24 protein-coding genes are annotated in these 26,203 nt (G+C 66.0%); 14 read left to right on the forward strand and 10 right to left on the reverse strand.

Annotated features, from left to right (window positions below):
* The first annotated feature begins 9 nt into the window (after positions 1-9).
* From EJB06_RS16685 to EJB06_RS16695, 3 genes are read left to right on the forward strand one after another with little or no spacing between them, the layout of a single operon-like run.
* Entirely contained in the window at positions 10-1,605 is a 1,596-nt protein-coding gene (locus EJB06_RS16685) for an FAD-binding oxidoreductase (RefSeq protein WP_126075161.1), read from the forward strand.
* Positions 1,602-3,197, forward strand: coding sequence for a glycerol-3-phosphate dehydrogenase/oxidase (locus tag EJB06_RS16690; protein WP_126075162.1), 1,596 nt, complete (start codon positions 1,602-1,604; stop codon positions 3,195-3,197). The genes EJB06_RS16685 and EJB06_RS16690 overlap by 4 nt, the downstream gene beginning before the upstream one ends.
* On the forward strand, positions 3,194-4,756 hold the full coding sequence (locus EJB06_RS16695) for an FGGY-family carbohydrate kinase (RefSeq protein ID WP_126075163.1): 1,563 nt from the start codon (positions 3,194-3,196) through the stop codon (positions 4,754-4,756). Before EJB06_RS16690 ends, EJB06_RS16695 begins: the two co-directional genes overlap by 4 nt.
* Here EJB06_RS16695 and bluB read toward each other — a convergent pair.
* Both bluB and EJB06_RS16705 read right to left on the reverse strand, forming a co-directional pair.
* Positions 4,731-5,462: a 5,6-dimethylbenzimidazole synthase gene (gene bluB, locus EJB06_RS16700; protein ID WP_126075164.1), complete on the reverse strand. Its 732-nt coding sequence runs from the start codon at positions 5,460-5,462 to the stop codon at positions 4,731-4,733. The two genes, EJB06_RS16695 and bluB, sit on opposite strands and share 26 nt — an antisense overlap.
* 15 nt (positions 5,463-5,477) lie before the next feature.
* A complete protein-coding gene (locus EJB06_RS16705; RefSeq protein WP_126075165.1) occupies positions 5,478-6,281 on the reverse strand; it encodes an alpha/beta fold hydrolase in 804 nt (267 codons plus the stop codon).
* A 233-nt stretch (positions 6,282-6,514) separates the two neighbouring features.
* On the opposite strand from EJB06_RS16705, the gene EJB06_RS16710 reads away from it, so the two are divergent.
* The gene (locus tag EJB06_RS16710) at positions 6,515-7,900 is read left to right on the forward strand and encodes a hypothetical protein (RefSeq protein WP_126075166.1); all 1,386 of its coding nucleotides are present in this window, start codon (positions 6,515-6,517) and stop codon (positions 7,898-7,900) included.
* 130 nt (positions 7,901-8,030) lie between these two features.
* On the opposite strand, the gene EJB06_RS16715 is transcribed toward EJB06_RS16710, so the two are convergent.
* The 4 genes from EJB06_RS16715 to EJB06_RS16730 all read right to left on the reverse strand — a co-directional run bounded on the left by EJB06_RS16715 (position 8,031) and on the right by EJB06_RS16730 (position 12,025).
* On the reverse strand, positions 8,031-9,224 hold the full coding sequence (locus tag EJB06_RS16715) for an aminotransferase-like domain-containing protein (protein WP_126075167.1): 1,194 nt from the start codon (positions 9,222-9,224) through the stop codon (positions 8,031-8,033).
* Between the two features lie 107 nt (positions 9,225-9,331).
* Positions 9,332-9,793: a RidA family protein gene (locus EJB06_RS16720; RefSeq protein WP_126075168.1), complete on the reverse strand. Its 462-nt coding sequence runs from the start codon at positions 9,791-9,793 to the stop codon at positions 9,332-9,334.
* Between the two features lie 346 nt (positions 9,794-10,139).
* A complete protein-coding gene (locus tag EJB06_RS16725; RefSeq protein WP_229427126.1) occupies positions 10,140-11,054 on the reverse strand; it encodes a DMT family transporter in 915 nt (304 codons plus the stop codon).
* Positions 11,051-12,025, reverse strand: coding sequence for a threonine dehydratase (locus EJB06_RS16730; RefSeq protein WP_126075169.1), 975 nt, complete (start codon positions 12,023-12,025; stop codon positions 11,051-11,053). The genes EJB06_RS16725 and EJB06_RS16730 overlap by 4 nt, the downstream gene beginning before the upstream one ends.
* Positions 12,026-12,126: 101 nt before the next feature.
* Here EJB06_RS16730 and EJB06_RS16735 point away from each other — a divergent pair, with 101 nt between their 5' ends.
* Positions 12,127-13,578, forward strand: a complete 1,452-nt coding sequence (locus tag EJB06_RS16735; RefSeq protein ID WP_126075170.1) for an aminotransferase-like domain-containing protein — start codon at positions 12,127-12,129, stop codon at positions 13,576-13,578.
* 78 nt (positions 13,579-13,656) lie between these two features.
* Positions 13,657-15,576: a molecular chaperone HtpG gene (htpG, locus tag EJB06_RS16740; protein ID WP_126075171.1), complete on the forward strand. Its 1,920-nt coding sequence runs from the start codon at positions 13,657-13,659 to the stop codon at positions 15,574-15,576.
* Positions 15,577-15,669: 93 nt separating this feature from the next.
* On the opposite strand, the gene EJB06_RS16745 is transcribed toward htpG, so the two are convergent.
* From EJB06_RS16745 to kynU, 4 genes are all read right to left on the reverse strand, one after another.
* Complete coding sequence (locus EJB06_RS16745; RefSeq protein ID WP_126075172.1) at positions 15,670-16,215, reverse strand: RBBP9/YdeN family alpha/beta hydrolase; 546 nt, start codon at positions 16,213-16,215, stop codon at positions 15,670-15,672.
* A gap of 74 nt (positions 16,216-16,289) precedes the next feature.
* Positions 16,290-18,107 (reverse strand): cellulase family glycosylhydrolase, encoded by a 1,818-nt coding sequence (locus EJB06_RS16750; protein WP_126075173.1) that lies wholly within the window; start codon positions 18,105-18,107, stop codon positions 16,290-16,292.
* Positions 18,108-18,364: 257 nt separating this feature from the next.
* A complete protein-coding gene (kynA, locus tag EJB06_RS16755) occupies positions 18,365-19,207 on the reverse strand; it encodes a tryptophan 2,3-dioxygenase (RefSeq protein ID WP_126075174.1) in 843 nt (280 codons plus the stop codon).
* Between the two features lie 21 nt (positions 19,208-19,228).
* The gene (kynU, locus tag EJB06_RS16760) at positions 19,229-20,467 is read right to left on the reverse strand and encodes a kynureninase (protein ID WP_126075175.1); all 1,239 of its coding nucleotides are present in this window, start codon (positions 20,465-20,467) and stop codon (positions 19,229-19,231) included.
* A gap of 126 nt (positions 20,468-20,593) precedes the next feature.
* On the opposite strand from kynU, the gene EJB06_RS16765 reads away from it, so the two are divergent.
* From EJB06_RS16765 to EJB06_RS16800, 8 genes are all read left to right on the forward strand, one after another.
* Positions 20,594-20,827, forward strand: coding sequence for a hypothetical protein (locus tag EJB06_RS16765; RefSeq protein WP_126075176.1), 234 nt, complete (start codon positions 20,594-20,596; stop codon positions 20,825-20,827).
* Positions 20,828-21,338: 511 nt separating this feature from the next.
* On the forward strand, positions 21,339-21,656 hold the full coding sequence (gene flhD / locus EJB06_RS16770) for a flagellar transcriptional regulator FlhD (protein ID WP_126075177.1): 318 nt from the start codon (positions 21,339-21,341) through the stop codon (positions 21,654-21,656).
* A 53-nt stretch (positions 21,657-21,709) separates the two neighbouring features.
* Complete coding sequence (flhC, locus tag EJB06_RS16775; RefSeq protein WP_126075178.1) at positions 21,710-22,324, forward strand: flagellar transcriptional regulator FlhC; 615 nt, start codon at positions 21,710-21,712, stop codon at positions 22,322-22,324.
* Positions 22,325-22,401: 77 nt separating this feature from the next.
* The gene (locus tag EJB06_RS16780) at positions 22,402-23,133 is read left to right on the forward strand and encodes a class I SAM-dependent methyltransferase (protein WP_198420852.1); all 732 of its coding nucleotides are present in this window, start codon (positions 22,402-22,404) and stop codon (positions 23,131-23,133) included.
* Between the two features lie 185 nt (positions 23,134-23,318).
* Entirely contained in the window at positions 23,319-24,179 is an 861-nt protein-coding gene (motA, locus tag EJB06_RS16785) for a flagellar motor stator protein MotA (protein WP_126075180.1), read from the forward strand.
* Positions 24,180-24,235: 56 nt separating this feature from the next.
* A complete protein-coding gene (gene motB / locus EJB06_RS16790; RefSeq protein WP_126075181.1) occupies positions 24,236-25,180 on the forward strand; it encodes a flagellar motor protein MotB in 945 nt (314 codons plus the stop codon).
* Positions 25,181-25,208: 28 nt separating this feature from the next.
* A complete protein-coding gene (locus EJB06_RS16795; RefSeq protein WP_126075182.1) occupies positions 25,209-25,757 on the forward strand; it encodes a chemotaxis protein in 549 nt (182 codons plus the stop codon).
* A gap of 61 nt (positions 25,758-25,818) precedes the next feature.
* Positions 25,819-26,184 (forward strand): response regulator, encoded by a 366-nt coding sequence (locus tag EJB06_RS16800; RefSeq protein WP_054267173.1) that lies wholly within the window; start codon positions 25,819-25,821, stop codon positions 26,182-26,184.
* The last annotated feature ends 19 nt before the right edge of the window (positions 26,185-26,203 follow it).

Raw genomic sequence — 26,203 nt, forward strand, 5'->3', positions numbered from 1 at the left:
GAAAAAACGATGAAACGGTGGAACGGTTGGGGCGACGATGCCATTGAATTTGCGCTGAACGACGACGCGCTGGCATTTCTGGGCGAGCGCCTCGGCCCGGGAACGGCCGGCGCCGACACCAGCCATGCCGACGCCTGCGCGCGCATCGGCGCCAGCCGCCTGCCGCCGCATCCGCTGATCGACACCTCGGCCGCCGCGCGCCTGGCCAATGCGCTCGGCCAGAGCCTGCCCGACTGGCTGCGCCTGCGCTACGGGAAGATCGACACCGCCCCGGACGGCGTGGCCTACCCCGAAAGCGGGGAAGAAGTGCGCGACCTGCTCGACCTCGCGGCGCAGTGCGGCGCCATCGTCATTCCCTACGGCGGCGGCACCAGCGTGGCCGGCCATGTCGGGGTGGAGGCGGGGCCGAAGCCGGTCCTGACCATCAACATGACGCGCATGCGCGCCCTGATCGACCTGGATAAAGAGGCGCAGCTGGCCACCTTCGGGGCCGGGGTGCTGGGACCGGACCTGGAAGCGCAGCTGCGCGCCTTCGGCTACACGCTCGGCCACTTTCCGCAATCGTTCGAGTATTCGACCCTGGGCGGCTGGGTGGTCACGCGTTCCTCCGGCCAGCAATCGCTGCGCTACGGCCGCATCGAACAGCTGTTCGCCGGCGGGCGGGTGGAGGCGCCGGCCGGCACCTTCGAGCTGCCGACCTTTCCGGCGTCGGCGGCCGGGACCGACCTGCGCGAAATGGTGCTCGGCTCCGAGGGGCGCCTCGGCATCCTCACCGAAGCGACGGTGCGCATCAGCCGCCTGCCGCAGTACGAAGCCTTCCACGCCGTGTTCTTCCCGGACTGGGACGCGGCGGCCGCCGCCACGCGCGAACTGGCGCAGGCCAGGCTGCCGCTGTCGATGCTGCGCCTGTCCAACCCCCTGGAAACGCTGACCATGCTGACCCTGGCCGGCCACAAGCGCCTGATCGGCGCGCTGGAAACCTGGCTGCGCTGGCGCGGCTGCGCCGACGGCAAATGCATGCTGATGATCGGCGCCAGCGGCAGCGCGGCCAATGCCAGGCATGCGCTGCGCGCGGCGCTGGCGATCGCGCGCGCCGGCGGCGGCGTGCACGTGGGCCGCACCATGGGCGACAAATGGAAGCAGAACCGCTTCCGCAACGTCTACCTGCGCAACGCCGCCTGGCAGCAGGGCTACGCCATCGACACGGTCGAAACGGCGGTCGACTGGCCGGGCGTGACGCCCATGATGCATGCGCTGGAAGAAGCGGCGACCCAGGCCATGGCCTCGTGCGGCGAACGGGTGCACGCCTACACCCACCTGTCGCACCTGTACGAGCAGGGCGCCAGCGTGTATGCCACCTTCGTGTACCGGCTCTCGGGCAGCTACGATGAAGACCTGCGGCGCTGGCGCCGTTTGAAGGGTGCGGTGTCGGAAGCGATCATTGTCAACGGCGGCACCATCAGCCACCAGCACGGCGTGGGCGCCGACCATGCGCCTTACCTCGCATCCGAAAAGGGCTTGCTGGGCATGGGCGCCATGCGCACGCTGTTCCGCCACTTCGACCCGGACGGGCGCATGAATCCCGGCAAACTGGTGTCGCCGTGAGCGCCCACTGGCGTAGCGCACGGCAAAGCGGCGGGGAAGACACGCTCCCGCTGCTGCTGGCGCGCGAATGGGACCTGTTGATCGTCGGCGGCGGCATCACCGGCGCCGGCATCCTGCTGGAGGCCTCGCGCCGCGGGCTCAAGGCGCTGCTGGTGGAGCAGCGCGATTTTGCCTGGGGCACGTCGAGCCGTTCGTCGAAGCTGGTGCACGGCGGCCTGCGCTACCTGAAAGAAGGCCGCTTCGGCCTGACACGCGAATCGGTGCGCGAGCGCGATGCGCTGCTGGCCGGAGCGGCCGGACTGGTGGAACCGCAAAGCTTCGCCTTCGGCGACTACGTGGGCCGCAAGCCGGGCCGCAAGACCTTCTTGCTGGGCCTTGCGATCTACGACTTCATGGCCGGCAAGCGCGAACGCCACTACGTCGGCGATGGCGAATTCGCGATGATGACTCCGAACGCGGCGCGCGCCGGACTGCAGGGCGGCATGCTCTACACCGACGCCAAGACCGACGACGCGCGCCTGGTGCTGCGCGTGCTGCAGGAAGCCCAGGCCCACGGCGGCGTGGCGCTCAACTACATGGCGGCGCGCGAACTGCTGCGCAGCGGCGCGGGCGTCGACGGCGCAGTGCTGCAGGACGGGCGCGACGGCGCCACCCATGAAGTGCGCGCGCGCGTGGTCGTCAACGCCACCGGCGCCTGGGCCGACGGCCTGCGCGCGCAGGCCGGCGGCGCGCCCCGACTGCGCCCGCTGCGCGGCAGCCACCTGGTGCTGCCGGCCTGGCGCCTGCCGCTGGCGCAGGCGGTCAGCCTGATGCATCCGGCCGACGGCCGCCCGGTGTTCGCCTTTCCGTGGGAAGGCGTGACCCTGGTCGGCACCACCGACGTCGATCATGGCGACGGCCTGTCCGGCGAAGCGGCCATCACCCGCGCCGAATGCGACTACCTGATGGCGGCGCTGCATGCGCAGTTCCCGGCACTGGCCTTGAGCGAGGCCGACGTGATTGCCACCTACGCCGGGGTGCGCCCGGTGATCGACAGCGGCGCCGGCGACCCGTCCAAGGCCTCGCGCGACCACGCAGTCTGGCTGGAAAACGGACTGCTGAGCGTCACCGGCGGCAAGCTGACCACCTTCCGCGTGATTGCCCTCGACGCGCTGCGGCACGCCATGCCGGCGCTGCCCGGCTGGCGCGACGCGCTGGCGCCATGCGCCGTGTTCGCCCCCGCGCCGGCGCTGGTCGCCCCGCTGCGGGCGGCGCCGCTGCGCCGTCTGCGCGGCCGTTACGGCGCCCACGCGCAGGCATTGATCGACGCCGCCCGCCCGGGCGAGCTGGAAACCATCCCCGGCACCGAATCGCTGTGGGCCGAACTGCGCTGGGCCGCGCGCACGGAAGCGGTGCAGCACCTGGAAGACCTGCTGCTGCGCCGCACCCGCCTCGGCTTGCAGCTGCGCGGCGGGGGCGTGCGGCACATGGCGCGCATCCGCGCGATCTGCCAGCACGAGCTGGAATGGGACGACGCGCGCTGGGACGCGAGCGAAGCGGCGTATCTGGCATTATGGCAGGCACACTACGGCCTTCCGGGCAGGCAGCCATGAGCGGCAACACTATTCTCGCCATCGACAACGGCACCCAGAGCGTGCGCGCGATCCTGTTCGACCTGCAGGGCAATATCGTCGCCAGATCGCAGGTGCATTTCGAGAGCTACTTCTCCGACCATCCCGGCTGGGCCGAACACGACCCCGAAGACTACTGGCAGTCGCTGTGCCGCGCCTGCCAGCGGCTATGGGAGCAGCCGGGCGCCGACAAGGCGCGGGTGCAGGGCGTGGCCGTCACCACCCAGCGCGGCACGGTGATCAACGTGGGCGCCGACGGCGTGCCGCTGCGTCCCGCCATCACCTGGCTGGACCAGCGCCGCACCGACGTGGCGCCCAAGGTCGGCATGTGGTGGAACCTGGCCTTCCGGCTGGCGCGGGTGAAGGGCACGATCGACTATTTTCGCGGCGAGGCGGAGGTCAACTGGATCAAGGCGCACCAGCCGGACCTGTGGCAGCGCACGCACAAGGTGCTGCTCCTGTCCGGCTACCTGAACTACCGCCTGTGCGGGCGCTACGTCGATTCGACCGGCTCGCAGGTGGCGTACCTGCCGTTCGACTACAAGCGCCAGCGCTGGGCCGGGGCGCGCGACTGGAAGTGGCAGGCGCTCGCGATCACGCCGCAGATGCTGCCCGAACTGGTGGCCCCGGGCACGCCGATCGGCCGCATCGACGCCGCGGTGGCCGCGCTGACCGGCATCCCGGCCGGCACGCCGCTGCTGGCGGCGGCCGCCGACAAGGCCTGCGAAGTGATCGGCGCGGGCTGCCAGGCGCCGCATATCGGCTGCCTCAGTTACGGCACCACGGCCACCATCAACACCACCAGCCGCCGCTATGTCGAGGTGACGCCCTTCATCCCGCCCTATCCGGCCGCCATTCCCGACACCTACAGCACCGAAGTGCAGATCTTTCGCGGCTACTGGATGGTGAACTGGTTCAAGGAGCAGTTCGGCCACCACGAACGCGCGCGGGCGCTGGAAGAAGACGTGGCGCCCGAGCAGCTGTTCGACGAACTGGTGAACGCGGTGCCGCCCGGCGCCATGGGCTTGATGCTGCAGCCTTACTGGAGCCCGGGCATCCGCGTGCCGGGGCCGGAGGCGAAGGGCGCGATCATCGGCTTCGGCGACGTGCACACGCGCGCGCATGTGTACCGCGCGATCCTGGAAGGGCTGGCGTACGCGCTGCGCGAAGGGAAGGAGCGCACCGAAAAGCGCAGCGGCGTGCCGATCACCGAGTTGCGCGTGTCCGGCGGCGGTTCGCAGAGCGACGCGGCGATGCAGCTGACGGCCGATATTTTCGGGCTGCCGACCGCGCGCCCGCACGTGTACGAAACCTCGGGGCTGGGCGCGGCGATCGCGGCGGCGGTGGGGCTCGGCCTGTATCCGGACTTTGCGGCGGCCATCGCCGGGATGACGCGCATCGGGCGGGTGTTCGAGCCGGTCGAGGCGAACCGCGCGATGTACGACCGCCTGTACAGGCAGGTGTACCGCAAGATGTACGGGCGGCTGCAGCCGATGTATGCGCAGATCGCGGAGATTACGGGGTATCCGAAGCAGCCTTGAGGAGAGGCGGGTGCGAATTGTCCCAGCCATCGACGAACAGCATGTCGTCGAGCTTCCTGCGCGTCTCCCAGCCCTCCATCTCCAGCATCGGCATGGGGTAGAACTGCGCCACATGGCCGATGCAGACCACCGCCACCGGCTTGCCGCCGGCCGGAATCGACAGCAGCGCGGCCAGCTTGTCGGGATCGAACAGCGACACCCAGCCCATTCCCAGTCCTTCCGCGCGCGATGCCAGCCACATGTTCTGCAGCGCGCAGGCCACCGAGGCCAGGTCCATCTCGGGCAGGGTGCGGCGGCCGAACACGTACTCCTCGCGGCGGTCCATCAGCGCCGCCACCAGCAGCTCGCCGCACTCGCGGATACCCTCGACCTTGAGCCGCATGAACGCCGTCCCGCGCTCGCCCAGCGCCTCGGCCGTGGCCAGCCGTTCCTCGTCGACCAGCCTGACGATGGCCTCGCGCACGGCGTCGCTGCGGATGCGGATGAAGCGCCACGGCTGCATCATCCCCACGCTGGGCGCCTGGTGCGCCGCCGCGATCAGCCTTGCGAACAGCGCTTCATCGATCGCGCCCGGCACAAAATGGCGCACGTCGCGGCGCGCGGCGATGGCGCGGTAGACGGCATCGATGTCGTTCTGGCTGAATTGGTCGCTCAAGCTGGTCTCGCAGTTAGCTGGGGGCGCGGACTGCGCCGCCGGTGCCGCCATTATCGGCCAGCCTGCCTACTTGAGCAAACGCGTGATGAAAGTGCGGATCAGTTCCGTGCTCTCGCTCGCCGCGCTCATGTGCGGACAATGGCCGATATTGTCGATGAAGGCGAGCCAGCTGACCGGCAGGTGGCGGCGCATGTATTCGCCCACTTCGCGCGGAGCGATCATGTCGTCGCTGCTTTGCAGGATCAGGGTGGGCGTGTGCGAGCGCGGCACGTCGGCGCGGTGGTCGGAAAGGAAGGTGACGCGCGCGAAGTGCCTGGCGATTGCGGGATCGTTGCGGCAAAAGCTGGCGGTCAGTTCCTCCTGCAGCTCGGGCTGGTCGGGCGCGCCCATGATCAGCGGCGCCATGTTGGCGGCCCACTTCAGATAATTGTCGTGCATGAGGCGCAGCAGGGTGTCGATATCCTCGCGGTTGAAGCCGCCGATGTAATCGCCATCGTTGATGTAGCACGGCGAGGGGCCGATCATCACCTGGCCGGCGAACATGGCCGGCTCGCGGATCGCCGCCAGCATGCCGATGGTGGCGCTGACGGAATGGCCGATGAACACCGCCGGCTCGTTGGCATATTCGTGCAGGATGGCGAGCAGGTCTTCGGCATGGCGGTGCAGGGTGGCGTAGTCGAATTCGTTGTAGGCCGACAGGTCCGACTTGCCGCTGCCGACCAGGTCGTAGAGCACGATCTTGTAGTGCCCGGAAAAGGCCGGCACCAGCTTGCGCCACATGCTCTGGTCGCAGCCGAAACCGTGCCCGAAGACCAGGGTGGAGGAACCGCTTCCGTAAAAATTCACGTTGTTGCGTTGCTGAATATTCATGGCGCATCCACGAGTGAGTCCAGCCTTGGCTCCACACCTATCAGAGCGCGCTGTTGTCAGCTCATTGTATTCCTGTTATCACCGGGATTGTGTCTTTCGGGACGATTCTGTGGCTTTATGCCTCGCGGGTGGGAGGCTCCGCACACGCCTCGTATAATGGCGCCGCCCGCGAGCGGAAACCTTCCGATGGGCATTTTTTGGCGCACGCGACGATGATTCAAGCAAGCCCATCCATGGAACTGCGTCCGGTGGATGTTTTCCTCCTGATCGGCGCGCTGTTCGCGTGGTCGATTTCCCTGTTCCTGCCGGCCTTCGCCAGCGGCGACAGCATACCCCCGCCATTGGGCGGCGCGGTCCTGCTGTTCGGGATCTTGTTCGGCTGGTTCGTGCACGGATGGGCGGCGTATGCCAATCTCTTCTTCGTGTACGCCGCCTGGCGCCTGTGCCTGGGCAAGACGCCGCGCCTGTCCGTCGTGCTCATGCTGGCGTTTGCGGCAAGCCTGCCCCTGTTTAGCGGCATGCTGGACAAATCCGGAGGGCGCAGCGGGGCGGTCGCCAGCTGGGGATGGGGCGCCTTCATGTGGCTGTGGTCGCTCGCGCTGCTGGCCGGGGCGGCGGCGGCCAGGCGCAGGATCATCGGTGCACGGGGCGCGCTTGCGCTGGGTTTGCTCATGCTGTCGAGCGGTATGGCGGCGTCGGCGCTGCATGCGCATCAGTGGCGCGCCGCCGGCATCGAGGACCGGCGCATGCTGCTCGCACCCGGCATGATCTACACCAGCAACGAGCTGTGCTCCGTCGCGCTGACCTGGCCCGCGCCGTCGACAACGCCCGGCGGCGAGGCGGTGGTGCTCGACGTCGACGCGCAGCTGCTGCACGCGCCGCCCAGGGGGCCGTCGCTCGATCTCCCGGGCGGCTTCACCGAAGCGCATGCCGATGGGGCGGCATGGCGCGCCTATCCCGGCGCGGAAGGCGACCTCAAGGTCAGGCAGGCCGCGCAACCGGGCGCGCTGCTGTTGCAGGTCAAGGCGACTGGCGACGGCGCCGTGATCCGCTTGCTGCAAGGCCAGCCGCGGCGGCTGCTGTACGAGCAGCCCGTCAAGAGCGTGGCCGCAGGGCGCAGCCGCAGTTTTTGCCCGGTCGCCGGGCGCGCGCTGCATGGCGGGCTGCGCTCGGACTACGGCGAGGCGCTGCTGCGCGCCATGGGACAGCCGCCCCGCTTCAAGGCCGGTGTGGCGCTGGCGCATGCCGAAGTCGCGCGCGAGCGCTGCCCGATCGGGATTGTCGAGGGCCACCGCATCCGCAACCTGCGCTCGCTGGACGGGCGCGAGGTGATCCTGGCCGGATCGATGGAGCGCATGGCGGGCTTGTGTTCGGCGAACTATGTCGCGCTGGCGGGCGGCCCCACGCTGCCCGGCAATGGCCGGCTGCGCGCGGTGGTGCATGTCCTCGACAGGCGGACTCTCAGGCCGCTCGCCATGTTCGATGGCGTGGCCACGTGCCCGCCATCGGTGTGCGCGCCGGGGCGGGAGGCGACGGTCGACGCGGTTCGCCTGGAGGGCGAGCGCGTGCTGGTGGAAACCTCGCGCGGCGAGTACGCCGCCGCCCTGAAGCGGTTCTGATTGCGCGTGGCCCGCATGGCGCGGCGCAGGTGCGGCGAGAAGGCGCGCCCCGCCATCGGCAGGCCGCATGCAATGCAAAACGCCGTCCGCCGCTTGTCCGGGGGACGGCGCTCGCTTGCCGGGGCGAGGCTTACATCTGCGCGGCGATCAGCTTGCCGAGGATGGCCACGCCTTCACGGATACGCTCCGGCGGCACGGTCACGAAGGACAGGCGCAGGGTATTCGTTTCCGGCTCGTTGGCGTAGAACGGCGCACCCGGCACGAAGGCCACCTTGGCCGCGATGGCCTGGTCGAGCAGCTTCATGGCGTCGATCTGCTTGGGCAGGGTGACCCAGATGAACATGCCGCCTTCGGGCTTGGTCCAGGTGACGCCGGCCGGGAACTGCTCGGCGATGGCATCGAGCATCACCTGGCACTGGTTGGCGTACAGCGCGCGGATGGTCGGGATGTGCTGCTCCAGGAAGCCATCCTTGACCACTTCGTAGACCACCATCTGGGTCAGCTGCGCGGTGTGCAGGTCGGCGGCCTGCTTGGCCAGTTCCAGGCGGCGCACCAGCGGCAGCGGCGCGACCACATAGCCGAGGCGGATGCCGGGCGTGAGCACCTTCGAGAACGAGCCCATGTAGATGACGCCGTCCGGATTCATGTTCAGCATCTTCGGGAAGGGCTCGCCCTTGTAGCTCAGCGCGCCGTACGGATCGTCCTCGATCAGCGGCAGGCCGAGGCGGGCGCAGGTTTCGACCAGTTCCTGGCGGCGTTCGATGGACAGGCTGCGGCCGGTCGGGTTCTGGAAGTTCGGCAGCGCGTACAGCAGGCGCGCGCCGTCGGCCACGGCGGCGATCGAGGACGGCACCAGGCCATGCTCGTCTGTGGCGACCGACTTGAATTCGGGACGGTAGACCGAGAACGCCTGCAGCGCGCCCAGGTAGCTCGGGGTTTCGACCAGGACGCGGCTGCCTTCATCGATCAGCACCTTGCCCAGCAGGTCGAGCGCCTGCTGCGAGCCGGACGTCATCAGGACCTGTTCCGGCAGGATCTTGCAGGTGGCGGTCGACAGCGAATTGGCGATCCACTCGCGCAGCAGCGGGTAGCCGTCGGTCGGGCCGTACTGCAGCGCCACCTTGCCGTTATCGGACAGGACCTTGTCGAAAGCCGCCTTCATGTGTTCGACCGGGAAGGTGGCGGGCGAGGGCAGGCCGCCGGCGAAGGAGATGATCTCCGGACGCTGGGTGATCTTCAGGATTTCGCGGATGAAGGAACTCTGAAGCTGGCTGGCGCGCTCGGAAAAACGCCACTCGATGGGGTTTGGATTTTCGATTTTCATACTGGTCTCACAGTCAAGGCGGCGCGGTTCGCACCGGGCCGATTATAGAGCACGCTGGGTAAGCGGCTGGAAAGACGCCGCCGGATAAGCGGCGTCCGGGATGCGTTTTAAGCGACTTCGACGATCATTTCGATTTCGACGCAGGCGCCGCGCGGATTCTGGGCCACGCCGAAAGCCGAGCGCGCATGCTTGCCGGCATCGCCGAACACCTCGCCGAACAGCTCCGAGGCGCCGTTGGTGACGATGTGCTGGTCGGTGAAGCCTGGGGTCGAGTTGACCAGGCTCATCAGCTTGACGATGCGCTTGACCTTGCCGAGGTCGCCGCCGCAGGCTTCCTGGAGCGTGCCCATCAGATCGATCGCAATGGCGCGCGCGGCGGCGACGCCCTGCTCGGTGCTGATTTCCTTGCCGAGCTGGCCGGCGTTGACGGAGCCATCGGCGTTCTTCGCGATGTGTCCGGAAATAAACACCAGGTTGCCGGTCTGGACGTACATCACATACGCGGCGACGGGGGCGGCGGGCGGGCTGAGGGTGATATCAAGCGATTTCAGTTTGTCGTAGACGGTCATGGCGATTCCTCGAAGCGAATAGAAAGGGGCGGAAAGATCAAGGCAGTATTGTACGTCGGGCACGACCGGCTGCCCACCGGAATCGAAACTCCTACAACCGGGGTCAGAGCTTTAATTAGAAACGTTTCCTTGTACCACGTGGCCTGACGCCTGATTCGCCACTTTTCTCGTCAATCGGCGCAGAAAATTTGACCTTGCCAACGTTATGAGTGTTTTGCTGCCATTTTCATTCATTTTGGCGTGAAAAATACCGCAAAGCTCATGCTCTGAAGCAAAACGTTGCAAGTTAAAGCTCTGACCCCGGTTAGATGTTGCAAGTTAAAGCTCTGACCCCGGTGAGGGAACGTTAGCGCTTGATTTGCATGCGGCGCCCTGCCGCGACGACGGCGATCACGGCCAGCGCGAAGCCGATGTTGGCCATCTCCAGCGGTTCGCCCAGCAGCACCCAGGCGCCCGCCAGGGTCAGGAACGGTTGCAGCAGTTGCACTTGCCCCACCCGGGCAATGCCGCCGCGCGCCATGCCCCGGTACCAGAAGAAAAAACCGATGAACATCGAAAATACCGATACGTACCCGAAGCCGATCCATGCCCGCACCCCCGCCTCGGCCATCCGGTCCAGCTGCGGCCATGCCAGCCACAGCACCAGCGGCAATACCAGCGGCACCGAGAGCAGCAGCGCCCAGCTGATCACCTGTTGCCCGCCCATGCTCTGCGATAACTTGCCTCCCTCGGCGTAGCCCACCGCCGCCGCCGCCACCGCCCCGAACATCAGCAGGTCGGCCTGGTGGAAGCTGCCGCCGCTCTGGCGCAGAGCGAAGCCGATCACGATGCCGGAGCCCGCCAGCGCGGTCAGCCAGAAGCCGGGCGAGGGCCTTTCGTTGCCGCGCAGCGCGGAGGCGAGCGCCGTGGCCAGCGGCAGGATGCCGACCAGGACCGCGCCGTGCGATGCCGGCAAGCTGCGCAAGGCAATCGAGGTCAGCCATGGAAAGCCGATCACGCAGCCCAGCGACACCATCGCCAGCGGCCATAGCGCCGACCTGGGCGGCAGCGGCGCGCGCTTCCACAGCAGCCAGATCCCGGCCAGCAAGGCCGCCACCAGGGCCCGCCCCAGCGCGACAAACACCGGCTCCAGCCCGGCCACCGCCATCCGCGTGAACGGTAGCGTCAAACTGAACAGGGCCACTCCGGCCAGCCCCAGCAGCATCCCGGCGCTCTCGTCGGACATGGCCGGACGCGCCGTAGCGATTAATGTCGATGTCATGCGCATGGCCCCTGCAGGATGTGACGGAACAATTCTGCGTCGACATTGCCGCCGGTCAGCGGCAGGCCGATCTTCCTGCCGCGAATCAGCGCGCTGTCGCGGATCTGCATGGCCGCCGCCAGCGCCGCCGCGCCCGCGCCTTCGGCCAGGTTGTGGGTGCAGCGGTAGTACAGGCGCATGGCGCGCGCCACTTCGTCGTCGCTCACGGCCAGCACGTCGTCGGCGCATTCGAGCACCGCCGCCAGCGAGGCCGGATCGGGCACGCGGCACGCCAGCCCGTCGGCCACCACGGTCGACACCGCCGCCTCGATGCTGCGTCCGGCCCGGAACGAGAGCTGGTAGGCCGGCGCATGGCTCGACACCACGCCGATAATCCGCGTCTTCACGCCCAGCGCATGGCGCGCCGCAATCGCGCCGCAGATGCCGGAACCCTGGCCGATCGGCACCAGCACCAGGTCCAGCCCGGGCTGGGCGCGGAACAGTTCGAGCCAGCCGCTGGCCACGCCGGCCACCAGGTCCTGGTGATACGAGGGCACCAGGTGCAGTCCTTCGTCGCGCATCAAGGCCAGCGCATGCTCGCGGCTTTCCTGGAAGTCGGCGCCATGCTCGATCACGCGCGCGCCCAGGCCGCGCATGCAGGCGTTCTTTTCCACGCTGTTCGCGCGCGGGACCACCACCGTGACCTGCAGGCCGTGGCGCGCGCCGGCGAAGGCGATCGCCTGGCCGTGGTTGCCGCGCGTCGGCGAGATGATGCCGCGCACCTCGGGCGCGCGCCTGGCCAGCGCATCGAGGTACACCAGCGCGCCGCGCGTCTTGAAGGTGCCGAGCGGGGTGTGGTTTTCGTGCTTGACCCAGGCATCGGCGCCGAGCGCCTCGTCCAGCAGCGGCCAGCTGTATTGCGGCGTGGGCGGCATGGCGCGGTACACCAGCGCGGCGGCGGCATCGAGTTCGGCAAGGGAGGGCAAGTACATGGCAGGCTTTCAAAGGCGGGGCGATGGGTGTATCCTAGACGAGAACACCAGTACAGTACCTGTACACTTAACCATATAATTACGCATACTGTGACGGTGTCATGACCAATACAAGTCCAGGCAATCCCGCGATCGGCCTGCTCACGCGCGGTTCCGGCGAAACGCTGATCGACCAGATCGTGCGCTCGGTCGCCAGCCGCATCGACGACAAGCTGCTGCGCAGCGGCGCGCGCATGCCCTCGATCCGCCAGTTCGCGGCGACCCACGGCGTGTCCTGCTTCACGGTGGTGGCCAGCTACGACAAGCTGGTGGCCAGGGGCTATGTGGAATCGCGCCGCGGCGCCGGCTTCTTCGTGCGCGAGCGCTCGCCCCTCAACGCCGGCGAACGCTCGATGCCGGATGCGCCGCCGGCCGCGCTGGAAGCCAAGCCGCTCGACGTGGTCTGGCTGATCCGGAACATGTTCCGCCCGGCCCAGTCGCAGCGCGTGCCCGGCTCGGGCGTGCTGCCGTCCGAATGGCTGGACGGCCCGATGATCGCCAACGCCCTGCGCGCGGTGAGCCGCCAGAGCGGGGCGCTGCTGGTCAACTATGGCCTGCCGCAGGGCTTCCTGCCGCTGCGCCAGCAGCTCCAGCTGAAACTGGCGGAACTCGAAATCGACGCCGCCCCCGAGCAGTTCGTCACCACCGTCGGCGTGACCCAGGCCCTGGACCTGGTGGCGCGCGAGTTCACGCGTCCGGGCGACACCATTTTTGTCGACGATCCGGCCTGGTTCCTGATGTTCGGCGCCTTCGCGGCGATGGGCCTGAAGGTCGTCGGCATCGCGCGCCTGGCCGACGGTCCCGATATCGCGCAGCTGGCGGCCATGGCGGCCCTGCACAGGCCCAAGCTGTACGTGATCAATTCGGTGCTGCATAACCCGACCTCCACCTCGCTGTCGGCGGCCAAGGCCTTCCAGGTGCTGCGTCTGGCCGAGGAACACGGGTTCACCATCGTCGAAGACGATATCTACTGCGACCTGCATCCCGGCAGCGCGGTGCAGCCGGCCACGCGCATGGCGGCGCTGGACCAGCTCAAACGGGTGATTTACCTGGGCGGCTTTTCCAAGTCGCTGGCGGCCAACCTGCGGGTCGGCTTCATCGCCACGTCGCCGGAATGGGCGCAGCGCCTGTGCGACCGCAAGATGCTGGCCACCCTGACCACCAGCGATATCGGCGAGCGCGTGGTCTACAAGGTGCTTTCCGAAGGCCTGTACCGCAAGCACGCGGACCGCCTGCGCGGCCGCCTCGACGCGGTGCGCGCGCGCACCGTGCGCCAGATGGAAAAGGCCGGCCTGAGCATCGACACCGCCCCGCCGGCCGGCATGTTCGTCTGGACCGACACCGGCATCGACACCATTCCCCTGGCCGAACGCGCCCTGGCCGCCGGCCTGCTGCTGGCCCCGGGCGCGCTGTTTTCCCCCAGCCAGCTGCCCTCGACCCGCATGCGCATCAATGTGGCGACCGCGCAGGAACCGGGCGTGTGGGAATTCCTGGCCCGCGAACTGGGCCGCTGAGTTCGCGGGCCTTGAAATCGCCCGGAACACCCCCATTTCTGCCCAATCCGTTCAACCCGTCTTACACGAGGACTAAAAATGGCTGTTGCCGAAAAAGAAACCCTTGGTTTTCAAGCAGAAGTAAAACAGTTGCTGCAACTGATGATCCACTCCCTGTACTCGAACAAGGAGATCTTCCTGCGCGAGTTGATTTCGAACGCCTCCGACGCCGCCGACAAGCTGCGCTTCGAGGCGATCAATAACGACGCCTTGTACGGCAACGACCACGAACTGAAGATCCGCGTCGCCTTCGACAAGGCCGCCCGCACGGTCACCATTTCCGACAACGGCATCGGCATGAGCCGCGATGAAGTCATTTCGCACCTGGGCACCATCGCCAAGTCGGGCACCAAGGAGTTCTTCGGCAAGCTGTCCGGCGACCAGCAGGCCGACGCGGCCCTGATCGGCCAGTTCGGCGTGGGCTTTTACTCCGGTTTCATCGTGGCCGACCGCATCACGGTCGAAACGCGACGCGCCGGCGCCGACGCATCCGAAGGCGTGCGCTGGGAATCGGCGGGCGAGGGCGATTACAGCGTCGAAGCGATCGAGAAAGTTTCGCGCGGCACCGACATCATCCTGCACCTGCGCGAAGGCGAGGACGAGCTGCTGTCGAGCTGGAAGCTGAAAGCCATCATCCGCAAGTACTCGGACCACATCTCGCTGCCGATCGTGATGCAGAAGGACGAGTGGGACGCCGAGAAGAGCGAAACGGTGCTCAAGGACGAAGTCGAGACGGTCAACCAGGCCAGCGCCCTGTGGGCCCGCAACAAGAACGACATCACGCCCGAGCAGTACGAGGAATTCTACAAGCACGTCTCGCACGACTTCCAGGCGCCGCTGACCCACACCCACAACCGGGTCGAGGGCCGCAGCGAATACACCCAGCTGCTGTACGTGCCGAGCCACGCGCCGTTCGACCTGTGGGACCGCAACAAGCGCGGCGGCATCAAGCTGTACGTCAAGCGCGTGTTCATCATGGACGATGCCGAGCAGCTGATGCCGGCCTACCTGCGCTTCATCAAGGGCGTGATCGATTCGAACGACCTGCCGCTGAACGTCTCGCGCGAGATCCTGCAGGAGTCGCGCGACGTGAAGGTGATCCGCGAAGGCTCGACCAAGCGCGTGCTGGGCATGCTGGAAGAACTGGCCAACGCCGACGAGCAGGAAAAGAAGGACAAGTACACCACCTTCTGGAAGGAATTCGGCCAGGTGCTCAAGGAAGGCATCGGCGAAGACGCGGCCAACCTCGAACGCATCGCCAAGCTGCTGCGCTTCGCATCGACGGCCAGCGACAATGCCGACCAGGCCACCTCGCTGGCCGACTACATCGGCCGCATGAAGGAAGGCCAGGAGAAGATCTACTACGTCACCGGCGACAATTACACCGCTGCCAGGAACAGCCCGCACCTCGAAATCTTCCGCAAGAAGGGCGTGGAAGTGCTGTTGATGACCGACCGCGTCGACGAGTGGATGCTGTCGTTCCTGACCGAGTTCGATGGCAAGGAACTGGTGTCGGTGGCCAAGGGCGGCCTGGACCTGGGCGGCCTGGAAGACGAGGCCGAGAAGAAGGAACACGAAGAAACCGAAACCTCGTACAAGGAACTGGTCGAGCGCATGAAGACCGCGCTGGGCGAGAAGGCCAAGGACGTGCGCGTGACGTTCCGCCTGACCGATTCGCCGGCCTGCCTGGTGGCCGACGAGAACGAGCTGTCGGGTAACCTGCTGCGCATGCTGAAGGCGGCGGGGCAGAGTGCGCCGGAATCGAAGCCGATCCTGGAGATCAATCCGAACCACCCGCTGGTGACGCGCCTGAAGAACGAAGACGCGGCAAGCGCGCAGTTCGGCGACTGGGCGCACATCCTGTTCGACCAGGCGCTGCTGGCCGAAGGAGGTTCGCTCAGCGATCCGGCCACGTTCGTGAAGCGCTTGAACGACATGCTGCTGGCCGGGGCGAAGTAGTTCTGTATTGATCGTTGTATTTAACACCGTCGTTCCCGCCTGCGCGGGAACGACGGTTTGAGGGTAGCGCCAGTTGGCTTTAGCGTGAGCGTCCTACCCCTTTACCTGCCCGCACAACTCCCCCAGCAGCTTTTCCCCCTCCGGCCACTCCCCGTAGCCGCTATCCCCATTGATATGCCCCGCCTCGCCAATCTCGACGAAGCGGCTGCCCCACGCCTGGGCAAACGCGCGGGCGCGTTCGATCGACACGTAGGGATCGTTGGTGCTGGCCACCACGATGCTCGGAAACGGCAGCTTGTGCAGCTGCATCGGTGCAAACCCCACCGCCTCGGACGGAAACGAGGGCCCTTCGGCATCGGCCGGCGCCACCAGGAACGCGCCGCCGATACCGAGCGCCGACTCCGATCGCGCCCAATGCGCCACCAGCCCGCACGACAGGCTGTGCGCCACCAGGATCGGCGGCCCTTCGCTCATCGCAATCGCGGCGTCGAGTTCATCGACCCACTCGCGGCAATCGGGATTGTTCCAGTCGCGGTGGGCGACCCGCTTCCACTTGGGGTTGCGCTGTTCCCAGTGGGTTTGCCAGTGCGACGGGCCCGAATTCCAGATCCCCGCCAAAGTCAGTACATCGCAATCCATGCATCCTCCGTTGTCGCTCGTTCGATTGCGTCGATTGTACGACTAAAGGCGCGCCGCCGCGCTGGCCGGGCCGCTTAGCGCGCGCCCTTGCTCACCTTGATCCAGTTCAGGTTCCAGCCGCCCTGTTTCGCGTAGACGCCGAAGGAGTGGCTGCCGGCCGACAGGGTCACGGTGCGGTTGACCGAGGCCCAGTTCTGCCAGCCGCCCGTGGCCGGCAGCGCCACCGTGGCGTAGGTCGGCTTGCCGCCGGCTTCTTCGAAACTCAGTTCGCCCCCGCCCGGACTGGCGACCCGGAATTCGATGGTGTAGGTGCCGCTTTCCGGTATCGTCACCGGGGCGTTGGTGTACGACATCCAGTCGCCGGTATCGATATGGCTGGCGTTCCTGCCGCCGCCCGCGTCGCTGGTCTGTTCCGACTCCACGCCGCTCATGCTGGCGTGGTCTTCGGCCTGGATCAGCGCGATCTGCCCGCCCGAGCCGGCCGGGGCGATGCCGATCCAGTTCAGGTTAAAGCCGCCGGCCCTGGCCGCGATGCCGATCGACTGCTTGCCGGCCGGGAGCTGGACATCGTGCGAGATGGTGCGCCAGGTTTGCCAGCCGCCGGTGGCGTCCACCGTCCTGGTGCCGAACACCGGGCTGCCGCCGGCCCGTTCCAGGCTGATGCTGCCGCCGCCGCTGGCGCTGGCCACGCGGTACGAGACCGTGTACAGGCCGGCCGACGGCACGTCGACCGTGTAGTTCATCCAGTCTCCGCTGTCGATGTAGCCGACGTTCTGGCCGCCGCCCGCGTCGCTGGTGCTTTCCAGCTGCACGCCGCTCATCTGGCACCAGGCTTCGGCCTGGATGGTCGACGGCACCGTGGCCGTGGCGCAGCCGCCGTCCTGCGTCCCGGGCCAGTTGCGCACCGTCTCGCGCGCCTGCTTGCCCGATTCGGTCAGGTCCCAGTCGGCCCAGCCGCCGGTGGCGCTGGCGCCCGGCACCAGGCTGGCCGAGCCCTCGCGCGCATCGTCCAGCGCCCAGTTGGCGTTGCTCAGATTGTGCTTCTTCATGAAGTCGATCCAGGCGTTGGTTTCGGGGTAGTTCACCCCGCCGTTGCCGTCCGCGTTGACCGAGCCCCATTCGGTCACGAACAGGGCCAGGCCGTTGTTCATGGCGGTGGCGGCCTTGTCGCGCAAGAACTGGCCGTGGGTGCCGGCGTAGAAGTGCAGGGTGTAGGCGATGTTGGTATGGCCCGTGATCGGGTTGCGCGAAGCGACGTCGGCGTCCTGCGACCAGTGCGGCGAGCCGACGATGATCAGGTTGTCGGGATCGATCGCGCGGATCGCCGCGATCACCGCCTGCGCGTACGGCTTGACGTTGGCGTCCCAGGTGACGTCGTCCTTCGGTTCGTTGTAGATCTCGTAGATGACGTGCTTGTTGTTGCCGTAGGTGCGCGCCATCTCCTGGAAGAAGGCGATCGCTTCGTTCTGGTGGCGGAAGGCGTAGTGCGAATGCCAGTCGATGATGACGTACATGTCCTTGGCGATGGCGGCATCCACCACGGCCTTGACGCGCGCCTTGTTCGCGGCCGGGAACTGGATGTAGCCGCCATTGTCTTCCACGCCCATGGCGGCGCGCACCAGCCTGGCCTTCCAGTCGTCCTTGAGCCAGCCGACCGCGCCGGCGTTGTAGAAGCGTTCGCCGGGCCAGCCGGTGTTGGACCAGTACATGCTGCTGCCGCTGATGCTGCCCGGTTTGCCGCCGACCAGCACCTGGTTGCCGCTGACCGAGAGCGCCGGCACGTCGGCCAGCGCGGCGCCGGCGCACAGCGCCAGGGCCAGGGCGGCAGCCAGGCGGGTGATGGGGTTGCGCGAAGTGGGGCGCAATGCTGCTTTGCTGAGGGTGATGCTCATCGCTGGTGTCTCCTGAATCGATGTCGGTGAGCGAGGCGGCGACGGGCCGTGGCGGGATCGGGCTTGCTGCCATCGCGGTGCGGTCGGCGCGCGTGGCGCCGCTGCGGTCCCGGATTTATGTGTGAAATCGTTTTCAGGTGACCGTGGCCTATTTGACATCAGCGCCTTGCTGAAGTCAATGGAAAGGTTTCCGTCACGCGGCGTGGAAGAAACACTGACTTACGGCAAGTTCGGCCGGGCAGTGTCTCTTGCGCGGTTTACAGCGCGGTGCGCAGCGCGAACAGTTCGGGAAACAGCACCACGTCGAGCATCTTGCGCAGGTAGCTCACGCCGGCCGTGCCGCCGGTGCCGGTCTTGAAGCCGATGATGCGTTCGACCGTGGTCACGTGGCGGAAGCGCCAGAAGCGGAAGGCGGTCTCCATGTCGACCAGCTTTTCGGCCAGTTCGTACAGGGCCCAGTGGCGCGCCGGGTCCTGGTAGACCGCCAGCCAGGCCGCCTTGACCGATTGGTCGGCCTGCGTGGGCAGGGTCCAGTCGGCGTTCAGGCGTTCGGGCGCGATGGAAAAGCCGCTGCGCGCCAGCAGCAGCACCGCTTCGTCGTACACGGACGGCGCGCGCAGTTCGCGCTCGAGCACGGCGTGCGCGGCGGGTGCGCTTTGGTGCACGTTCAGCAGGGCGGCGTTCTTGTTCCCGAGCAGGAATTCGAGTTCGCGGTACTGGTGCGACTGGAAGCCCGAGGAGGCGCCCAGGAAGGGGCGGATGGCCGTGTATTCGGGCGGCGTCATGGTGGCCAGCACGTCCCAGGCATGCACCAGCTGGTCCATGATGCGCGCCACCCGCGCCAGCATCTTGAAGGCGGGCGGCAGTTCGCCGGCGCGCAGCTTGGTGCGCACCGCCTGCAGTTCGTGCAGCATCAGCTTGAGCCACAGTTCGCTGGTCTGGTGCTGCACGATGAACAGCATTTCATTGTGGTTGGGCGAGCGCGGATGCTGGGCGTTGAGGATCTGGTCGAGCCCCAGGTAGTCGCCATAGCTCATCGCTTCGCTGAAATCCATCTTGGCGCCGTGCCATTGGGCCGGGCATTTTGCTTCTTCGGACATAGTCTCTTTCAGGCTGCTGGATCAGGTGACTGCGCCGCGGCTGGCGGCGACATCGTAGGCGCGCTCGTCGAGGATCCGGCGCAGGATCTCGACCGCGTCCCACACGTCGGCAAAGCTGGTGTACAGCGGCGTGAAGCCGAAGCGCATGATGGCCGGCTCGCGGTAGTCGCCGATGACGCCGCGCGCGATCAGGGCCTGCATCACCGCGTAGCCGTGCGGATGGGTAAAGCTGACCTGGCTGCCGCGCCGTGCATGTTCGCGCGGGGTGGCCAGGCCGAGCGGGTGGCTGGCGCAGCGCTCTTCCACCAGGGCGATGAACAGGTCGGTCAGGGCCAGCGACTTGGCGCGGATGGCGTGCATGCCGGTCCGCTCGAACACCTCCAGCCCGCATTCGACCAGGGTGAGCGAGACGATCGGCTGGGTGCCGCACAGGGCGCGCCCGATGCCGGCGGTCGCTTCGAATTCCGGCGCCATGGCGAACGGCCGGGCATGGCCCCACCAGCCCGACAGCGGCTGGGTAAACGCCGCCTGGTGGCGCTCGGGCACCCAGATGAAGGCTGGCGCGCCGGGGCCGCCGTTGAGGTATTTATAGGTGCAGCCGACCGCCAGGTCGGCGCCGTCGCGGCGCAGGTCGACCGGCACGGCGCCGGCCGAGTGGGCCAGGTCCCACAGGATCAGCGCGCCCTGCTCGTGCGCGTGGCGGCTCATGGCGGCCATGTCGTGCTGGTAGCCGGTGCGGTAGTTCACGTGGGTGAGCATGACGACCGCGCAGTCGGGCCCGATGGCGTCCGCGAGTTGCTCGCTCGAGTCGACCAGGCGTACCTGGTAGCCGCGGTCGAGCCAGCTGGTCAGGCCCTGGGCCATGTACAGGTCGGTGGGGAAGTTGCCGCGCTCGGTGACGATCACCTTGCGCTCCGTCTTTGCGGATTGCATGTGCAGGGCCGCCGCCAGCGCCTTGAACAGGTTGAGCGAGGTGGTGTCGTTGACGACGACTTCGCCGGCGCCCGCGCCGATCAGCGGGGCCAGGCGGTCGCCCAGGCGCTTGGGCAGGTCGAACCAGCCGGCCGTGTTCCAGCTGGTGATCAGGTCGCGGCCCCATTCGCGGGCGATGACGTCCTGGGCGCGCGCCAGCGCGGCGCGCGGACGGGCGCCCAGCGAGTTGCCGTCGAGGTAGATCACGCCCTCGGGCAGGTCGAAGTGCTGGCGCAGCGGGGCGAGGGCGTCGCCGGCGTCCAGGGCAAGGCAGTCGTTACGGTTCATCGTTTACCTTCAATATACTTTAGGCTTCATGTAATTTGGGCCAATGCGGGAGTGTAACAAGATTCGGGCGCCAAGGGCAGCCGCTGCTCGCGGGCGTAAACCATTGCCGGAAAGGCGACGCGCCAGGTGCGTTCGTCGCTGAGCGGTGCCGATGCCGATTTCCTGCGCGAGTACGCACTGCGCGACGCCTTCGACACGGGTAACGGCGATGTCCGGTCCGCCACGTCGCAGGCGGCGCCCCAGGTGGCCGGCGCGGTCGCCATTTTGCTTTCTCCCGCTGCGGCGCCCGACGATACCCTTGCCAATACGGTGGCGCCTGACCAACACCTTCGCCAGCGTGAACGGGTCCCACGGCGGTGAGCGCCGTCCGCGGCGGCAGGTACATACGCCTCCGGCTTTCGCGCGGGGTCGCAGATTGTTGTATCTGTGACACGCATTCAATAAAGGCAAGAAAATATTTTTAAAATAAATGCAGAGCGTCCCTCAAGTTCCCCGTTTGGCCGCCGTTACCGAGTCAGACACGGGGGAGTTCGACGAGATTTCCAGTTGTTTGAATTTATTTTCAAATTATTTTAAAAAAACCCTCAAGTTCTTCAAAAGCTTGACGTAACCGGTACACGACGCCAGAAAATCCGCGTCGACGGGTCAGTTACCCAGCGCCCCACAATCAGCTTTTCCGCCCCGGTTTCATAGGGGCGCGACCATGATCCGGCAGGGTTCGTAGGACGAACACCTACGGACTTGCCTCATCTGTACCTCACCCAAAATACAGGCGCGCGCCTATTCTCGTATTGTTGCTGTACAGTCAGAATCTATCTCACTGGCAATACGAACACAGCGCCAGATTTCAACGGATTGAAGGAGACGGAAAATGACTGCGAACGACATGATGGCTGAAATTCGTGATGCGAACCTGAGCTACCTGATGCTCGCCCAGCAGATGATCCGCGCCGACAAAGTGACCGCGATCTTCCGTCTCGGGATTTCGGCGGACATCGCCGAACTGATCGAAAACATGAGCAATTCCCAGATCCTGAAGCTGGCCGGCGGCAACATGATGCTGGCGCGCTTCCGCTTCGACGATAGTGCTATTCTGTCGATGTTGACCAGCAACAGCAAAGACCGCGTCCTCGCCCAGTCCCACGCCGCCATCCTGATGGCCGGCCAGGCGGTCGAAGAAATCGTCTGAGCACCGTGTCTTTGTTGCCGCCGTCGCAGACAAAAACAGCATCGGGAGCCGTCATGTCCAAGAAAAGCGTGGTATCGGAAGCCCAGGAAATCCAGTTGGCCATGGAGCTGATCAACCTGGGCGCCCGCTTGCAGTTGCTGGAGACCGAAGTGGCGCTCTCGCGCGAACGCCTGCTCAAGCTGTACAAGGAACTCAAGGGCGTCTCGCCGCCGAAGGGCATGCTGCCTTTCTCGACCGACTGGTTCCTCACCTGGCAACCGAATATCCACGCCTCGCTGTTCATCAATATCCATAAATTCCTGGTCGACCACGCCGGTGCCACGGGCATCCAGGCGGTCATGAAGGCCTACAAGCTGTACCTCGAACAAATGCCGCCCGAACCCGGTGTCGAACCGCTGCTGTCGCTGACGCGCGCGTGGACACTGGTGCGTTTCTTCCAGAGCAAAATGCTGGCCATGGCCCCCTGCGACAAATGCCAGGGCAAGTTCGTGGTCGATTGCCTCGACCTGAACCACGCTTATCAATGCGGCCTGTGCAACATGCCTTCGCGCGCCGGCAAGACCAAGAAGGTGAAGGATGCCAGGGACGCCAAGGATGCCAGGGAGGCCAAGGAGGCCAGGCAGGCGAAGGATGCCGACAGCGCCGCGACAGCCCTGCTCAACGCGTGAGCCGGCGCAGCTCCCGGACCTCTCCCGAAGGGCAGGGCGCAAGCCTTGCCCTTCGCCGCATCTGGCGCGCCCCCGCCGTGCAGGCGCTGCTGCTGCAATGCCTGGCCTTTCCGCTCACCCTGCTCATCGTCTTCCTGCTGGCGCGCGCCGGCGCCGCCCTGTCCTACGCCGACGCGGCCCTGATCCAGGGCATCGCCGCCTGCGCGCTGACGCGCCTGCGCGGCCTGGCCGTGTGGTGGCTCGGCATTCAGCTGGTGTTTCCGCTGGCGCTGACGGGCGCGCTCAGGCTCGACATTCCTCCGCTGCTGTTCCTGGGCCTGTTCCTGTTCCTGCTGGCGCTGTACTGGTCGACCTTCCGCACCCAGGTGCCGTACTACCCGTCCGCCAAGTGGGTGTGGAATGAAGTCGACCAGCTGCTGCCCAAGGGCAAACCGCTGCTGGTGATCGATATCGGCAGCGGCCTGGGCGGCTTCACGATGGAGATGGCGCGCCGCCGTCCGGAGTCGCGTTTCGTCGGCATCGAGCTGGCCCCGCTGCCCTGGCTGGCGAGTTTTCTGCGCGCGCGTTTTACGGGAAGTCGTGCCCGTTTTGTGCGTGGCGATTACGACAATCTTGATTTAAGTAACTACGATGCGGTGTTCGCTTATCTGTCGCCGGCGGCAATGAGCGGTTTATGGAACAAGGCATCGAAAGAGATGCGTCCCGGTAGCATTTTGCTCAGTTATGAGTTTCTGATAACGGAAAAATCGCCGGATATTATTCTTATGCCTACAGGGCGTGGCGCGCCCCTCTACGGATGGCACTTTTAGGAGACAGACGGCAGGGTTTTCCTTGCCGCTCGGGCCGTCTCAGGCTATTGTAGTTCCGTATGTAAATTAAATGAATCGAGCCATTTAAAGAAACGACAGCATTCATTGCCATTCATATATTGGCGTTGTTTTCTTTAAAACGTCGGGCGCTGCCCGGGCTCTTTCCAACTTGGGAGTCAGCGCACTTGTTAGTCATACTCGGATACATCATCGTTTGCGGTTCGGTCTTCGGCGGCTTTGCCGCCTCCGGCGGCCACCTCGCGTCGCTGTTCCAGCCGCTCGAACTGGTGATGATCGGCGGTGCGGCTTTCGGCGCTTTCTTCGTCGGCAATAATAGCAAATCGATCAAGGCCACGCTCAAGGCCATTCCCGGGCTGTTCAAGGGGTCGCGGTATACCAAGGACCTGTACATGGAAATGATGTCGCTGCTGTTCGACGTCCTTTCCAAAGTGCGCAAGGAAGGCTTGATGTCGATCGAAGGCGATATCGAAAACCCGGAACAAAGCCCGGTGTTTTCCAAATACCCCGGCGTGCTGGCCGACCACCATATTGTCGAATTCATGACCGATTATCTGCGTTTGATGGTATCGGGAAATATGGACGCCTTCCAGATTGAAAATCTGATGGATAACGAAATTGAAACGCACCACCACGAAGGCGCGGTCCCGGCCCATTGCATCGCCAAGCTGGGCGACGGCTTGCCGGCCTTCGGCATCGTGGCGGCGGTGATGGGCGTGGTGCACACCATGGAGTCGGTCGGGATTCCGCCGGCCGAACTGGGGATCCTGATCGCCAAGGCGCTGGTCGGTACCTTCCTCGGCATCTTGCTGGCCTACGGCTTCGTCGGCCCGCTGGCCAGCCTGCTCGAACAAAAGCTGGAAGAGTCGACCAAGATGTTCCAGTGCGTGAAAGTGACCCTGCTGGCCAGCCTGAACGGCTACGCGCCGGCGCTGGCGGTGGAATTCGGGCGCAAGGTGCTGTATTCGACCGAGCGGCCGACCTTCGCCGAGCTGGAAGAGCACATCAAGAAATCGAAGAGCAAGTAAGCCCATCATGCGCAGCCACTTTTCCCCCTGCATGATGCCGACCAGACGGAGCGCCCATGTCCGATGAAGGCCTGCGCCCGATTATCGTCAAGCGCATCAAAAAGACCGCCGGCGGCCACCACGGCGGCGCCTGGAAGATCGCCTACGCCGACTTCGTGACGGCGATGATGGCCTTCTTCCTGCTGATGTGGCTGCTGGGCTCGACCAGCAAGGGCGATCTGAACGGCATCTCCGAATTCTTCCAGACCCCGCTGAAGGTGGCGCTGGCGGGCGGCTCGGGCAGCGGCGACAGTTCCTCGATCCTGCAGGGCGGCGGCCAGGACCTGTCGCGCCGCACCGGCCAGGTCAAGCGCGGCGACAACCCGGACAAGAAGACCTACGACCTGAAGGCGGCCAAGGCGGTGCTGGAAGCGGCCGAGGCGGAGCGCCTGAAGACCCTCAAGGCCAAGCTCGAAGCGACCATCGAAGCCAATCCGCTGCTCAAGAAGTACAAGAACCAGCTGCTGCTCGACATCACCAGCGAAGGCTTGCGGATCCAGATCGTGGACGAATTGAACCGGCCCATGTTCAACCTGGCCAAGGCCGAACTGCAGCCGTATACGCGCGACATCCTGCACGTGATCGGCATCGTGCTCAATGAGGTGCCGAACCGGATCGGCCTGTCGGGCCATACCGATTCGACGCCGTACATGAGCGACACCGGTTACAGCAACTGGGAATTGTCGGCCGACCGCGCGAATGCCTCGCGCCGCGAACTGGTCATCGGCGGCATGAGCGACGCCAAGATCCTGCGCGTGGTGGGGCTGGCCGCGGCGGCGCCGCTCGACCGCCAGGATCCGTTCAGCGCGGCCAACCGGCGCATCAGCATCATCGTCATGAACAAGCGCACGGAAGAAGCGGTCATGCGCGACGGCGCCTCGATGGACGTGCCGGAGCAGCCGGGCGCGGCGCCGGCTGCGCCAGCCGGACAGGCACCGGCGGCACCGAAGGCGGCGCCATGATGGCCAGGGAAGATAGGGGAGAGGGCGTATGACAAGAAAGAAAATACTGGGCTCGCACGTGAAGCGCTTGCTGTCGGGCGTGTCGGATCACGGCAAGAAGCACTTGACGGAAGTCGAAACCGATCTGCTCCAGACCCATCTGCTGCTGGAAGAGGCCATCGACAAGCTCACCAGCAGCTTCATGGCGATCCACACCGCCGTCGGGGCCCAGCAGGACACCATCAACCTGCTGCTGGCCGGCGGCACGCCGAGCGCGGAAGACAGCGCGCGCCTGGGCGCCATGTCGGGCGAGATCGGCGCGCATGTGAATACCGCGATCACCAGCATGCAGTTCCAGGACATGACCAGCCAGCTGATCGACCGCACGCTCAAGCGCGTGACCGGCCTGCGCGAATTTCTGGGCACGCTGGGCGCGCACAGCGCCGACATCGCGCCCGAAACGGGCAGCGAGGAAATCGTCGAACTGCTCGGCAAGGTCAGCATGGCGCTGGCGATCCAGTCGCTCGAATTACGCAGTGTACTAAGAAAAGCAGTCAATCAGCAGCATCTGGAAAGTGGTGACATAGAACTGTTTTAAGGTTCACTCTCGATGATCATGGGCGCTGTGCCCCCCCGATTTAAAAAAAGCAGGAGCAAAAATGGCTAAAACAATACTCGCAGTCGACGATTCCAGTTCGCTGCGCCAGATGGTGGCATTCAGTCTCAAGGCCGCGGGCTACCTCGTGGTGGAAGCGGTCGACGGCCAGGACGGGCTCGAAAAAGCCAAGCAGCAAACGGTCGACCTGGTGCTGACCGACCAGAACATGCCGCGCATGGACGGCCTGTCGCTGATCAAGCTGCTGCGCGGCCTGCCCGCGTACCAGAAGGTGCCGATCCTGATGCTGACCACCGAATCGTCCGACGAAATGAAAACCAAGGGTCGCGCCGCCGGCGCCAACGGCTGGCTGGTCAAGCCGTTCGACCCGCAGCGCCTGATCGAAGTCGTCAAAAAAGTCATCGGCTGATGAAACGGGTGGGAGCACG

The organism is Massilia atriviolacea, assembly GCF_003953935.1.
Taxonomy (GTDB): domain Bacteria; phylum Pseudomonadota; class Gammaproteobacteria; order Burkholderiales; family Burkholderiaceae_D; genus Telluria_A; species Telluria_A atriviolacea.